The sequence below is a fragment of the Cardinium endosymbiont cEper1 of Encarsia pergandiella genome (assembly GCF_000304455.1).
Taxonomy (GTDB): Bacteria; Bacteroidota; Bacteroidia; order Cytophagales; family Amoebophilaceae; genus Cardinium.
Map to the genome: position 1 here is coordinate 872,808 of NC_018605.1, position 14,323 is coordinate 887,130.

The 14,323-nt window shown below is 34.6% G+C and carries 9 protein-coding genes and 3 pseudogenes; 5 read left to right on the forward strand and 7 right to left on the reverse strand.

The features are described from left to right. Positions 1-40: 40 nt before the first annotated feature. Positions 41-730 carry a hypothetical protein gene (locus AL022_RS03860; RefSeq protein ID WP_148269071.1) on the forward strand — a complete coding sequence of 230 codons (690 nt, stop codon included), beginning with the start codon at positions 41-43 and terminating at the stop codon, positions 728-730. A gap of 205 nt (positions 731-935) precedes the next feature. Then, positions 936-2,153, forward strand: a complete 1,218-nt coding sequence (locus AL022_RS03865; RefSeq protein WP_014934970.1) for an IS3 family transposase — start codon at positions 936-938, stop codon at positions 2,151-2,153. Here the strand turns inward: AL022_RS03865 and AL022_RS03870 are convergent. The 4 genes from AL022_RS03870 to AL022_RS03885 form a co-directional block, all read right to left on the reverse strand. Then, positions 2,148-3,341 carry an ankyrin repeat domain-containing protein gene (locus AL022_RS03870; RefSeq protein WP_014934971.1) on the reverse strand — a complete coding sequence of 398 codons (1,194 nt, stop codon included), beginning with the start codon at positions 3,339-3,341 and terminating at the stop codon, positions 2,148-2,150. The two genes, AL022_RS03865 and AL022_RS03870, sit on opposite strands and share 6 nt — an antisense overlap. A 263-nt stretch (positions 3,342-3,604) precedes the next feature. After that, a complete protein-coding gene (eno, locus tag AL022_RS03875) occupies positions 3,605-4,912 on the reverse strand; it encodes a phosphopyruvate hydratase (RefSeq protein WP_014934972.1) in 1,308 nt (435 codons plus the stop codon). Positions 4,913-5,149: 237 nt separating this feature from the next. Continuing rightward, positions 5,150-5,443, reverse strand: a complete 294-nt coding sequence (locus tag AL022_RS03880) for a DciA family protein (protein ID WP_014934973.1) — start codon at positions 5,441-5,443, stop codon at positions 5,150-5,152. Positions 5,444-5,538: 95 nt separating this feature from the next. Then, complete coding sequence (locus AL022_RS03885; protein WP_014934974.1) at positions 5,539-6,918, reverse strand: LysM peptidoglycan-binding domain-containing protein; 1,380 nt, start codon at positions 6,916-6,918, stop codon at positions 5,539-5,541. Between the two features lie 464 nt (positions 6,919-7,382). Between AL022_RS03885 and AL022_RS03890 the strand changes: the two genes are divergently transcribed. Together AL022_RS03890 and AL022_RS03895 are read left to right on the forward strand one after the other, a co-directional pair. Further along, positions 7,383-8,636 carry an MFS transporter gene (locus tag AL022_RS03890; RefSeq protein ID WP_041546150.1) on the forward strand — a complete coding sequence of 418 codons (1,254 nt, stop codon included), beginning with the start codon at positions 7,383-7,385 and terminating at the stop codon, positions 8,634-8,636. A 661-nt stretch (positions 8,637-9,297) separates the two neighbouring features. Next, positions 9,298-10,515 (forward strand): annotated as a pseudogene (locus tag AL022_RS03895) (IS256 family transposase). A 33-nt stretch (positions 10,516-10,548) separates the two neighbouring features. On the opposite strand, the pseudogene AL022_RS04415 reads toward AL022_RS03895, so the two are convergent. After that, a pseudogene (locus tag AL022_RS04415) lies at positions 10,549-10,747 on the reverse strand (helix-turn-helix domain-containing protein); the annotation flags it as partial. Between the two features lie 47 nt (positions 10,748-10,794). Here AL022_RS04415 and AL022_RS04565 point away from each other — a divergent pair. Next, a complete protein-coding gene (locus tag AL022_RS04565; protein ID WP_198407663.1) occupies positions 10,795-10,953 on the forward strand; it encodes a hypothetical protein in 159 nt (52 codons plus the stop codon). A 252-nt stretch (positions 10,954-11,205) separates the two neighbouring features. On the opposite strand, the pseudogene AL022_RS03900 reads toward AL022_RS04565, so the two are convergent. Together AL022_RS03900 and AL022_RS03905 are read right to left on the reverse strand one after the other, a co-directional pair. Continuing rightward, positions 11,206-12,396: pseudogene (locus AL022_RS03900) on the reverse strand (IS256 family transposase). Positions 12,397-13,001: 605 nt separating this feature from the next. Then, positions 13,002-13,469, reverse strand: coding sequence for an Hsp20/alpha crystallin family protein (locus AL022_RS03905; protein ID WP_014934980.1), 468 nt, complete (start codon positions 13,467-13,469; stop codon positions 13,002-13,004). Between the last annotated feature and the right edge of the window lie 854 nt (positions 13,470-14,323).

Consider the following 14,323-nt stretch of genomic DNA (forward strand, 5'->3'; position numbering starts at 1 on the left):
ATAATCGCTCCATTACTACAGATGCGACAGAACCCCGGATTTGTATCTTCAAACACGTAATGCACTTACAGGAGATTATAACAATACTAATGGGAACACTAATCAATTTTTAAATAATTATAACAATGAATTATTAAACTCATTTAATTTTATGCTTAATGGTTCTCAACAAGCTTTTGTATGGGCTAATCATCATTCTGCTCTTGCTGAAATTGACGCTAGTAGAGCACGCCTTATATATGATAGAATTGCCAGTATTTCTGGTGCTATCGATAGGTTTGCTCCAAATGCTAAGTCTCGTGAACAGGCTGTTCTGGCTAACGTACCAGGTGCAGTAGCTTTGCCTGGTGATCAGAATATTTTAAACGCTTTGAATCAGGCTAGAGCTATTGATCAACAGGCACAAGGCGCTCTTAATCAGGCTCAAGCCGCTTCTAATCAAGCCCAAGTTGCTACACAGAATGCTAATGCTAGACATAATGCCATTCTGCAAATAGCAAACCAAATGAATCACCCAATTTTTGGTATTGGTTACGTTATGCAAGATATTCAAAATTATCGTGCTCTTCTTGCAAATACTCTAACTGAATTTAATCACGCTAATAGATTTGCTTGTGTAGCTAGAGATTCTGCTATACAAGTACATGATCAAGTTAATCTGCTTAATCAGCTTATTCAAAATATTGGTCAACAAGGTATTAATATCAATATTCAATTACCACCATTTTAAGCACTTTATTAGAATATTAACGTGTTTAATAAACACTAGGCCCTTGACTAGAAAAATCAATGTATCTATATTGATTTCGCTAGTCAATAGCCTTAAAAAATAATTTATATCTATTCAGTATAGTGGACCGAAAAAATCGGACAGAAAATTAGATACTTTGTTTCGTATTGTACTAGTTTTATTATTTCACAAACGAGTTTATAAAATGGGAAGAAAAAAGGTTAGCAAGTTTAGTTCAGTAGAGAAGACTAAAATAGTCTTAGATTTATTAAAAGAAGAATTGACGTTAGTAGAGTTATCGTCCAAGTATGGAGTAACTAGCAAAACACTTCAAAATTGGAAACATCAGTTTATGGAGCATGCTTATTTAGCTTTTGATCCATCCAAAGTTGTTAGTGCATACAAAGATGAAATAGCTCATTTAAAGGATGAAAATGATTCCTTAGCCAAGACATTAGGTAAAACTACAGTTGAGCGGGACTGGGCAGTGGGAAAGCTAAAGAGCTTGGACTTATTAAGTAAAAAAGGTCTTGTCGAATCCAAGCTTACTCATTTACCTAAGGCAAGACAATGTAAATTATTATCGATTAATCGTTCTTTTTTATATTATAAATCTAGTATAGAAGATAGTTTTAATAAGGAGCTTATCAATAAAATAGCTGATATTTATATCGATCATCCAGAATACGGATACCGTTATATATATAACCAGTTATTAGAAGATGGTTTGTCTATAGGAAAAAATCGTGTGCTACATTATATGCGTAGAATGGGCTTATGTGCTGTTTATCCGCGTAAAAAAGTTTTTACTTCTTTTAAGTCTTCTAAATATAAAGCACATGGTTATTTACTAGATAAGTATTGGTTTTCCTCTGGTCAGACCAGGCGTCTTTATGTACCTAAATCAAATCAGGTTTGGAGCGGGGATATAACTTATATTAAAACTAATAATGGATTTATCTATTTTGCAGCTATAATAGACTGGCATAGTAAGGCTATATTGAGCTATAAAGTATCTAACAGTATGGATACAACACTTGTAACAGATATTTTAGAAGAAGCTCTTAGCAAATATCCTGCTCCAGAGTACTTTAATAGCGATCATGGAAGTCAATATACCAGTCATGGTCACATACAATTGTTAAAAAAGTATGGTATTAAAATATCAATGAATGGGCAAGGTAGAAGTATTGATAATGTAGTTATAGAGCGTTTTTTTAGAACAATAAAATATAACTGCTTGTTTATAAATGACTTTAAAAATATTAAAGAGATTAAACAGGGCATTAACGATTACATGCATAAATATAATTACAACAGATTTCATTCTAGTATTAAATATCAAAAACCTATGAACGTCTATCTTACACATGTAAAAAATCAATACGCTAAAGCAGAAATAACACGGAAACAAAATTTATAAAACTTTGTCCGATTTTTTCGGTCCACTATACTGCTGAATGGTTAGGCAGCCAGGTAACGTTTCCAATACATACTTAAACATCTGCTTTTCCTGAATAGATACAGTTGGAATTTGGACTTTACTGTTATGCAATAAGGCCGACCAATCCCTATGTTTAGGTAAATAACTACACTGAAATACAGAAGAGCCTTTATTATTTGGTTTAAACAATGCTGCAATGGCACGATCTTTACCCGAACGATCTACTATTTGATCCAATAATAATTTAAACGCATTTTTCTTTTTAATACGGGCAGCTAAGTGTAGCGGTGTTCTGCCCTTATTATCTTCACTGGCCAAAGCTTCTACAGGAAGTTTATTAGCCAGCAACACGATTATATCCTTAGGCAAATACTTCACTGCCAAATGGAGCGGCGTCATACCGGTTTGATCTTTTTGATATAGATCTTCGTTAGGAAACTTATGGATCAAGCATGCGGTAGCATCAATCAACTGGCGTCTGATACATATATGTAATAGTGGCATGCCATTTTCATCGTTGGCACGTAAAGCTTCTGCAGGAAATGTATCCACCAGTAACATCAGTAAACCCTTTCTTCCATCGCGCATCGCCAGGTCTAACGGGGTGTTTCCCCTCTTATCTTTGACAGATAAATCCCCTTCAAACAAATCGGCCACCAACGCCCTTACTCCAGCCATCCATCCATTTATAATAGCTAAATGGAGCGGCGTAAGACCTGTTTCCCGATCTGGAGTGGTAATATTGATATCCTGATGTGCCAATAAAAAATAAAATATTTTTTCATGCTTACATTTAAGCGCCCAGACAAGTGAAGTCAAACCATTCCCGACTGCATTGGGATCTATATCTTTATCATTCAATAAAGATTGAACCGACACTAAGTCACCTTTACTGATAGCATTGTAAAGAGCAGTTTGCCCATTTAAATCAGGTGCGTGGCGGAAAAGTATATCACGTGCTTTACCCTGTAGGTATTTGAACCTATCCACATCCTTACACGCAAAATAGTCCATAGAAGGAGGGCCATTAAGATCCGTAAACCCTTGACGTTTACCACTTATGCAAGAAGAAAACTGTAAAGCAGCCAAAAATGACCACGTTGCAATGCTTTTTGATGAGCAGTTAGACGGCTTGATAGGATCAATCTGTTTTAAACTTTTATTCATTTTTTTGTTTTTTTATAAAAATTACAACTAGCAATAGCATATTATGCTTGCTTCATTACCGATAAAGCCAGAAGGCCTTTTGTTATAGATATTTGATTCAAATACAACCAAATATAGCATCACTTACTTAGTAATACAAATTTAAAATCCTTGGCAACTGAACTTAGGATAGCTTTTTATCTATAATTATAGATAAAAAAATCCAGAATAGCTCTAACCCAAATCACTTTTTACTGAGGCTCAACAGCTACCCTATTTGTTCCTTATTTTTTATTTAAAAAGCGAGCAAAAACATCGCGTCCTGCATAACTTACTTTATCTTTTAAATCAGATTCAATACGCAATAAACGATTGTATTTAGCTACACGATCTGTACGACAAACTGCACCTGTTTTAATCTGTCCAACCCCTGTTCCAACAACTAGATCAGCAATCGTAGTATCCTCTGTTTCTCCAGATCGATGCGAAATAATAGCAGCATAGTGGGCTTGTATGGTGAGCGCAATAGTTTGAAAAGTCTCTGTTAAACTGCCTATTTGATTGTATTTAATCAAGACTGCATTGGCTAAATTTTGCGCTATGCCTTTCTTTACTAGGTCTGGATGGGTGACAAATAGGTCATCCCCTACCAATTGCACCCGGTCACCCAATTGTTGCGTCAGTTGATTCCAACCCATATAATCTGTTTCAGCCATACCATCTTCTATACTTATAATAGGATATTGATCTACTAAATCTACCAAATAAGCTATCCATTCCGATCTAGTGAACTGCCTATTTTCTATACAATACAATCCGTCTGGTTGATACCATCCAGTACTGGCAATATCTAGACCCAAATAAATATCTTCACCAGGCGTATAACCAGCTTGGATAATGGCTTCTAAAATAGATTCAATCGCCTCTGTGGTTCTATATAAATTAGGGGAAAAGCCACCTTCGTCACCGACATTTGTACTTAGCCCTTTTTGTTTAAAAGAATGCTTTAAAACATGAAAAATTTCTACACCTGCACGTAATGCTTCACTAAAAGAAGCAAATCCTAAGGGTAGAATCATAAACTCTTGTATAGCAAGCGGATTATCTGCATGCAAACCGCCATTTATAATATTCATCATAGGCACTGGCATCTTATACGTTACATTCGATACTGGACCTATTAAACTAGAAAAGTATTGATATAATGGTTGCCGAAAATGTAAAGCAGCTGCTTTAGCAATTGCTAAAGAAACCGCTAAAATCGCATTAGCACCCAAATGCTGTTTATTAGACGAACCATCAAGGGCTATCATTAAGCTATCTAAACCAACTTGATCATCAATATTTTTACCAACTAAATTTGTACAAATGATGGTTTGTATATGTTCGACTGCTTGTAACACCCCTTTTCCATGATAACGATTGGCATCTAGATCTCTTAGTTCTAATGCTTCAAGGGAACCTGTAGAAGCACCAGAGGGCACACTGGCGTAGCCTGTTTCCCCTGATACTAGATGTACCTCAGCTGCTATCGTTGGATAGCCACGGGAATCTAAAATTTCATATGCCTTAATGGCACTAATCTTTGACATCTTTACTACTTTACATTAAAAAAGTTTTGTCGCTTTTAGCTTTTATTAAATATCTTTGTATGTGTTTTAGAAACATCAACTTTTCCAGCTAATACATATAGACCATAATCTTACAAATCTCTATATCCATCACATTATGGGCACTGCCAACTAAAAGCCTTTGTACCATTATAGATACCTGATGGTAAAACATTGATGCTTAACCAAAGCCATTCTTTATTACCTACCCTTAATTTTTTATAAAAAAACAACATCCTGTAAGAGGGTATCCGCCATCTCTGCATGAAGTGCAGTAAGGATTTTATCCCTATTAAGCTTTAGCTCATGGCGTAAAGGCGCAGAAGTTATTTTTAAAAATATCTTATTATGATGTACATAGAGCTTTTCTGTCCGATTACAAACCACTTTAGGCATGGTTTTATGCCATGCGGTACGTACCATAGCTGCTGTCAATTGTTTCTGAAAAGGAGAAGTTTCAAGAAACCTATCCACCAATTCTTTAAGGCTTTTGGCATGTTGTAAATCATTCATGATCAATTGTATTCTACAAATTTATTTCTAAAAATCATACAAAATGGCTCTAAAAATGGTTGTTTAGTAACTTGCTATCATATGCCATTTCCCTTTCAAGGTAAATCTAGATTGTAATATTCCACTGGAATCTTAGAGGGCCTAATAAACCGCAACCATAATATCCGTCCCTTTTCTAGAGGTTCTGGCTCTCGCATACGATTTTTTTCCAAAAGAGCAGATTGCTTTATACCATAGCGCTGTGCAATAGACCATGTATCTTCTCCAGGTGCTACCACATGATAATGTACCCCCCCTTTACTGCCTTTTGCACTATAATAATATATATGCCCTGGAATCAGTTGATCGATTTTTTTAATTTCGTTTATAAGAAGAAATTTATCTATAGACATGTTTACCAACTGGGCTAAATAGGAAACGGTATCTCCTTTTTGGGCTACAATGGCTCGCCTTCCATTGGCTTTAATCAATCTACTAGAGCGGTTATTGTTTAAAGGACGCACCTCCGGAAAGATTTTAGCAGACTGTAAGTACTTTGCATAATCTATACGATGCGATTGGCCCTGTCTAGGTCGTCTATTCGAGACTACTTTTTTATCCTTAGGCAATACATTGTTTACTGGTTTAGGTAACTTTAAAACAGGACGCATGGACACATCCGTATGTAACAATGGCACCAATAAAGCGCATGGTGTATAATCTGGTACCACAGAGGTCCTAAGCCACTGATTGTGTTTAGATAACAACTTTTCTTCTATCTTGAAATGGGCAGCAATATCTTTTAAGTTTTGACCATGATGACCTTGATGATAGACACATAGCTTATATGTGGAATGTTTTTTTTTCCCAGCTATCTTTTCAAATGCAATCTTAGTAGCTACAACCGCAATGATATACCCATCTGTTTTATCATTCAATCGTATCACCTTGGCCCCACGGTATTCCTTAGGAAACAGTTTTATCGCCCCTGTCCTACCCCTATTATAGGCCAATAATGCCCCCAACCAACTATCAAAATATTGGCAATGACTCTTTAAAAAACGGGCTGCTGCCTTGGTAGATTGAATTAAATGCATTCTTTCATCTACAGGATGATCGATCATTAATTTTAAGTCTATAGCAGCTACTTTATGTATTTGCCAAAAACCTACATCATGTGTATAACTCACTGCATCTCCTACCAGCATACTTTCATGTAAAGCCTGAAACTTAAAATCATCTGGAACATTTTCTTCCGCTAAAGTCTTTTCTATAAGCGGGAAAAAAAGATGGGTTCTATCTAATATTTCATTAAAAAGCTTCTTTGGCCTTGTCAACTGATTGACTTTTTCTTGTACACGATTACGGGCACCATCTGTAAATTTTAAATGTATACCGGCAAACTTCATCACCTTTGGCACCACAATCGGCTCCAATGCATCAACAGACCATCGAATTAATAGTACCAAAGCGATTGCCATAACAAACCAACGCATAGATCAAATTATTTTTAAAAGTGGTGCCACAGGGCTAGTACTATAGCGACAAAAAAGTAAAAAACAGCTCCGATCTTCAGCGCTTCATTATAGTGGACCTAAAAACAAAGAAACAAAATTAATATTTTTTTTACTCCACTACTATATTATATTTAATATTTTCGTTAATTTCAGTAGGTATAAAGTTCTACTTAAAAAAAGTAGCGAACATATTACAAGCGCATAACACAACAGATCACTATATTAATAGTATAGATGTATAAAAAACAGCCCATATATCAATGCTTCTATCATAGCGCTAGTGTTCTTGCTTTTATTTTGTCTACTGCCGACTGTTGAAGGTATTTTGGTTCATCAAAAAATCATAATCGCCAAACAGCCCTTGATATAGCTAGGAGCAATAACCACTCCACATGCGTTTCCATTATAGAACAGGCGCTAAAAAGAATCGATAAGTAGGTTAAATGTTGACTTTTACAATGGCAGATGCACGGAACCCACTTTTATCCAAAGCGCAACTATGTATAGGGATGGCAAATCTTTTGATCCATTTTGATAATGCGTTATATGGTTACTTGGTACCGATTATGGCACCTCTTTTTTTCCCAAAAAAAGAGCTACTGGTCCAATTGATATGGGGCTATAGCCCTTTTATTATTTCCTTTATTGCCAAGCCTTTTGGTATTCTTTTTTTTAGCAAGATGGCTGGTCATAAAAAAGAAACAATTGTATTGCGTTACACGCTTTTGGGGATAGGGATCAGTTTAATCGGATTAGGTTGTTTGCCCATCTATAAAGGAGGATCAGTATGGACGGTTGTGTTATTGTGGTTCGCTAGGGGTTCCACAGAATCATGTGCAGCTGGTGCATATACTATTTCCAAAATCTACCTACTTAAAGGTGTAACCCTCCAACAGGCTAAAAAGCTAGCAGCATTTTATGAAGTGGCTTCAATGATGGGTATTTTATTAGCTGGCGCAGTAGGCTTCTGTTTTGCATGGATCAATGATCCACTTCCATATTGGCGTTTGCCTTTTTTAATAGCGGCCCTATCTACGTTGTGCAATATTCTTTTTTTCAGCAATCAAGCAACAGAAACCGGGGAAAAAACCAACTGTACGGCGCCAAAAGCATCCCCCTATCTACCACTTTGGAGCGCACGTAAAGCCATTATGCGCATCGCTATAGTAGCTGGCTTCGGTTACGTGGCCTATACGATTCCCTTTCTTTTTATGAGTAGTTTTGTGCCTATGGTCACTACGATTACCTATAGGGCTATGATGGAATACCTGCCCATCTTTATGGTACTGGACATCTTACTCATCAGCTGGATCGGTAAGGTTGGTCAAAAATATGACCACAATAACCTTATGGGAGTAGCCAGTGGGCTGACCGCTTTATCCATTATTCCCCTTTTTGCAGGATTACAAAATGCTTCTATCCTCTATATAACAGTAGTACGCTGTTGGTTCATTTTTTTAGGGGTTATTTTTAGCTGTTTTTTGACCATCTGGTCGAAAGAACAAGTAGTTACACACACACCTTATATGACCATAGGATTGGCTACCGTTTTGGGTAGTAGTTTATTTGGAAAATCGGCTACTGCTATTTGTTTCTATCTTTTTCATAAATACCATAGCCCTATAGCACCCGCCTGTTATATAGCCTTGTTGGCTTTTGTGACTACACTCATTATGGCTGACTCTGCATCAGAATAGAAATTTGGTATTACAATGGTTGCTTCTATCTGATTTGTTAAAAAAAAGCATAAATTTTATAAGAAATTCATCAACAGCGTTATATTTCAACTAATTTTGATACATTCATAAGCGGCTCCTTTAGGAATTTAGTTGGTATTTTTATCGCAAAATTTAAAACTCAAAGGAGCTTCTTTAAACTTAAAATATATCCAGACTTCAGGTTATTTACCTTAAGCAGGGTACACAAAAGGAGGGTACAGTACACTTGTCTTCTTGTACACAAACAAGGCAAGGATAGGTCTAGACTATACGCAAGAAAAGCAGCAGAAGGGCGATAAGCCTGTACACATAGACATAGACATAGACATAGACATAGACATAGACGAAAAAGCGAAGAAAAGGATACAATAACGCTACCAATAGATAAGTATTATCATGAAAAAAAGGAAGTGATAATAAAAGCTTTATATAAGCCTATTGCAACGGTCTCATACCCTATAGTTGTTAGTGTATTATATTTTCCTTTACGAATCAAATAAAAATATTTCACAAACGGCTAGTTAATACTCAATAAAGAGATAGCTTACGAGAGTTTGTAAATAAAATTGTGTAAATGCTTATTTGTTATTAAGAAATCTATCGTTATAAATAATCGGTAGTAATAAATAAGTCATAATCAATGGAATCACAACAAATAAATATAGATCCAAATCTACTAAAAGAATTATCGAAGTCTATTAAGAGTGAAAAAGATTTAGCTATTCTGAGCAAGCAACTATTAAAACTGACGGTAGAACGTGCTATGGATGCAGAGCTAGACGATCATCTTGGCTATTCAAAGCATTCTATAGAAGGTAGGAACACGGGAAATAGTCGTAATGGTTACTCTCTTAAGCGCTTGAAGGGTGATTTTGGCGAAATGGAAATTAATAGGCCACGAGATCGAAACAGCACGTTCGATCCTCAAATTGTTCGCAAAGGTCAAACTAGGTTCACTGATTTTGATGAACAAATTCTGTCACTTTATGCCAGAGGGATGACCACCCGAGATATTTCAGATACGTTCAAAGAGCTCTATGGTAGAGAGGTATCACACAGTTTAATTTCGAAAGTAACTGAATCTGTTATTGAGGAGATTACTATTTGGCAGAATCGTCCATTAGAAAGCGTATATCCCCCATACTGTATTTAGATTGTATCGTTATCAAGTCTCATGAAGATAAACGCGTAATAAATAAATCAATTTATTTGGCATTAGCCATTAATTGTCAAGGCCAAAAAGAATTACTTGGTTTGTGGATAGCAGAAACTGAAGAAGCAAAATTTTGGCTATCCCGTATTAACTGAATTAAGTAATCGTGGCATTAAGGATATTTTTATTGATTGTGTTGATGGATTAACTGGATTTCCAGATGCTATTAATACAGTATTTCCAAAAACCAAAATCCAGTTATGCATTGTTCATCTTATTCGTAATTCCTTACGTTATGTATCCTATAAGGATATGAAGTCCGTCGCATCGGATCTTAAACTTATTTATCGGGCTATTTCTATTGATCAAGAGGAAGAAGAGCTTCTTATTTTTAGTGAAAAATGGGATAAAAAGTATCCAGCCATTAGTCGTTCATGGCATAAAAATTGGAGTAATATTATAACTATTTTCGACTATCCTGATGAAATACGAAAAATTATTTATACCACTAATGCGATAGAATCACTTAATAGTGTGATTAGAAAATCGATCAATAACCGTAAATTTTTTCCTAATGACCAATCTGCATTAAAAGTGGTATATTTAGCTATACAAAAAGCATCACAAAAGTGGACTATGGCTCTACATGATTGGAGAGCCGCTATCAATCGATTCGCTATAGAATTTGAAGGAAGAGTTTCTTAAAAAATGGCACTTACACAAAATCGTTTACAGGCTCTTATTAGCTAAAATAGGGTTCTTACGACTTATCTCGTATAAGGCTTCTTGGCCTCCCTATTTCATATAGTGATTTAAAGCGGTAGTAGCTATCTCTGCTATAACCCATATTTTTACATGCTGAGGATATGTTACCTAACATTTTAGCTAATTCCAATAACCCTAATTTTGGTCTTATTATTTTTTGATGTAAGTTCATAATAGTCTTTATTTTTATCCATACAATTTTAACAATTGTAAGATTAAATGTCAACTACTACAGGGGAGCTTGAACGAGATTTTATCAGCTTAAGAACAAAAGAAGCATTAGCCTCAAAAAAAGCAAAAGGAACACTGCAAAAAAGTCAGTTTGATGTGGATCGAGAGAAAATTATCGAATTTACTTACTTTGGGTGTGTCCGTTAGAAAAATAGCTAATTTGTTGAAGTATAAAAACCATATCTCACTAAACACATATATTAACAAACGAAAATTATTTGATACAAAATTATGAATTTTATAGAAAATATAAAGTAATTGATATTCAAATGATTATATAAAAATTAATAAGGAAAATAAAAGTCAGGATCATACAGAAGCAATTGGGTAACAAGGGTTTAATAACTAAAATCAGACAAGGCTCTGTCCATTTAACTGTGTAAAATATTTTTAAGTGTTTTAAATTCTATGTTCGAATTTAATTAAAAAATGTGCTATAGCCTCACTCCAATTATGNATAGGCATGGTCCACTTTCTGGTNATNTAGTTAATAGTTAAATATAAGGTTTTAAAAACAGCTAAATCGTTAGGAAACACTCTTTTATTTTTAGTAACTCTACGGAATTGACTATTTACAGATTCAACAATATTTGTTGTATAAATAACCTTACGTATTGCATTAGGGTATTGTAAAAATANCATCAGATTATTCCAATTTGCATACCAAGNNTTGGCTATTTGTGGGTACTGTTTATCCCATTTGTTGGCAAAAGTTTCTAATGCCATCAGTGCTTCTTCTTCATTTACTGATGTATAAATTGGCTTTAAATCCGCAGATAATGCTTTCCTATCTTTATAGGATACATACTTCAAGCTATTCCTAATTTGGTGAACGATACAGAGTTGGTGATCTGTTTTAGGATATACAGCACTGATTGCCTCAGACATACCTGATAAATTATCTGTACAAGCAATGAGCATATCNTGCATACCACGATTTTTGAGCTCTGTCAAATTACCTAACCAAAACTTAGATCCTTCATTTTCACTCATCCATAGTCCTAAAACATCTTTTATCCCTAGTCGATCTATACCTAACGCAACATAGACTGACTTATTGATGATGCGTTTGTCTTGCCTAACCTTAACTACAAAACAATCAAAAAAAACAATTGGATAGACTGTTTCTAATGGACGATTTTGCCATATCTTAACATCTTCAATAACAGAATCTGTGATGTTACTGATCAGGCTTTCACTAACTTCTGCNCNATACAATTCTTGTATTTGAAGCTGAATATCTGATAGACTCATCCCTTTAGCATATAAAGATAAAATCTTATCATCTAAACCAGGGATTCTTGTTTGACGTTTAGGTAATAAAACAGGTTCAAAACTGGATGATCTATCTCTGGGGACTTCAACCGATATAACACCATTATCAGTTATAACTCGCTTACTAGACAGGCCATTACGGGAATTTTCTCAAGCACTACGTCCATACTTGCTATAACCTAGATGGGAATCCATTTCTGATTCTAACGCTTTTTCTACAAGACGTTTGATTAATTGTTTCAGTAAACCGCCTTGATCAAACAGAGTCGATAGGTCTACACCTGAGTCTATAAGGAATTCTATCGCCTTGATTATGCCGTCTTTACATATATCTTTTTTTTTCGTCTATTTTAAGTGTTATCATTTAGGTAAATATAAACCCTAAAAAATATTTACACACTTATATAGACAGACTCTCAGACAAACCGGGCTTTTGAGTCAAATGACCCCATTATGGGGTGTTTTGACTAAAAAATCAATTTTTCTCAATTATTCCCAAGACGATGAGTTTATGATATTTTGTTTTTTTAGATGGGAATATGATATAGTTTATGGAGTATTTTAGGTAGGTGTTTAGGTTGTCTTAAAAAAGGACCGTTTTATGAGACAGATTTATATATAAAAGATCCAATCTTATTCAGGTTAGATAATTGGGAACTTAGATTAAAACCGTAACTTTTTGTCAGTTCACTACTGCTAGTCCATTACTATTTATTTAGCGTGCTTTATTTTCGGTTTCCTGAGGTCACTCCATAAATAACTGTTCTATTTTTTCAGGCTACTATATTTTGGTAAGAAGTTATTATGAAAACGTAATATGGGAAATCCACACATTACGTTTGACGAGTCAGGAGATAGAAACGGGAGTAAAACTACCGCGCCATCTCTCGACCCTACACGGACTATTTTGCCTAGTACCGTTATTCATTACTTATTTCTATATTTTTAGTTACTGCTCGTTCTTTTTTAGGTATTGTAAGGCGCAATATTCCATCCTGAAGCTTGGCACTTATATTATCTATATCAGCACTATTTGGCAAAGAAATAGACCTATGTAAGGAACCAGTGTACCTTTCTTGTATATAATAGCTTTTTTCTTTTTGTTCTGTATTAGATTCTTTTTTTGCTCTAATAGAAAGTACATTGCCATTGACTTGTACATCTACATCTTTTAATTCAATACCAGGAAGTTCTGCTTCTATATAATAATTAGAATTACTTTCAGATACATCAATCCTTGGGACTATATTTTTTATTTTTGAAGGAAAGTCTGGTAGTAAAGAATAAAAGTCATTAAAAACTCTTTCTATTATGTCACCTTCTCTTCCTATTTCTGAGATTGATGGCTGATTTTTGTATCTAAAACTGGGTAAATTATTTCGTACCATAGCTTTTATAAATTTATTGGTTATAAAATTTCTACTTTCTAAAATAACACTAGCTAGTTATAGGTATTTCTATATAGATATTATATTTATCTGCATTGAAATCAATACAATAATTATATGCTGTATCAGCGCAATTATATAAAATAAAATAAAAATATGCAAAGGATATTTTAAGGTTCGAGGTAAATATCTGGTTCTGTCGCGTCTGTTTTAAGAAGGTATTTATTTTAGTAATTTTAGTCAAAAATTGACTAAAATGTTTAGTATTACCCGTAGATTATTGCCATATTTTAAAGGATTTTGTTCTTCACCAGAATTAATCCTTCTATTTGTGTATATGAAATTTCGTTTTTTTTAAGCTATAGATACTTGGAAGAGATGATGCATATGAGAGGCGCAAAGATTGATCATTCTACTTTACAAAGGTGGGTCATTAAGTTCATTCCCCTTATAGATCAAGAAGTAAGAAAAAGAAAACGCCCAGTTGGTAGTAGCTGGAGAATGGATGAAACTTACGTGAAACTAAATGGTAAGTGGATTTATTTATATAGAGCAGTAGATCGTTATGGAGATACAGTTGATTTTTTTCTAAGTGCACGTAGAGACAAGTCTTCAGCTCTTTCTTTTTTTCATAAGGCTATCAGAGATAATAACACTCCATACAAAGTAGTAGTTGACAAAAGCGGTAGTAATAAGGCGGCTCTTGATGCTTTAAATATAGAATTGGATCAAGGTCACAAGATTCAAATATTTCAAAACAAATACTTAAATAATAGAGTCGAACAAGATCATAGATTCATTAAAAAACGGATAAAACCCATGCTAGGGTTTAAGCATTTCCATTCGGCCAACAT

Coding starts and splice junctions, on each gene's coding strand:
- AL022_RS03865 (WP_014934970.1), top strand. CDS start 936: ATGGGAAGAAAAAAGGTTAGCAAGTTTAGTTCAGTAGAGAAGACTAAA.
- AL022_RS03870 (WP_014934971.1), bottom strand. CDS start 3,341: ATGAATAAAAGTTTAAAACAGATTGATCCTATCAAGCCGTCTAACTGC.
- eno (WP_014934972.1), bottom strand. CDS start 4,912: ATGTCAAAGATTAGTGCCATTAAGGCATATGAAATTTTAGATTCCCGT.
- AL022_RS03880 (WP_014934973.1), bottom strand. CDS start 5,443: ATGAATGATTTACAACATGCCAAAAGCCTTAAAGAATTGGTGGATAGG.
- AL022_RS03885 (WP_014934974.1), bottom strand. CDS start 6,918: ATGCGTTGGTTTGTTATGGCAATCGCTTTGGTACTATTAATTCGATGG.
- AL022_RS03890 (WP_041546150.1), top strand. CDS start 7,383: ATGTTGACTTTTACAATGGCAGATGCACGGAACCCACTTTTATCCAAA.
- AL022_RS04565 (WP_198407663.1), top strand. CDS start 10,795: ATGTCAACTACTACAGGGGAGCTTGAACGAGATTTTATCAGCTTAAGA.
- AL022_RS03905 (WP_014934980.1), bottom strand. CDS start 13,469: ATGGTACGAAATAATTTACCCAGTTTTAGATACAAAAATCAGCCATCA.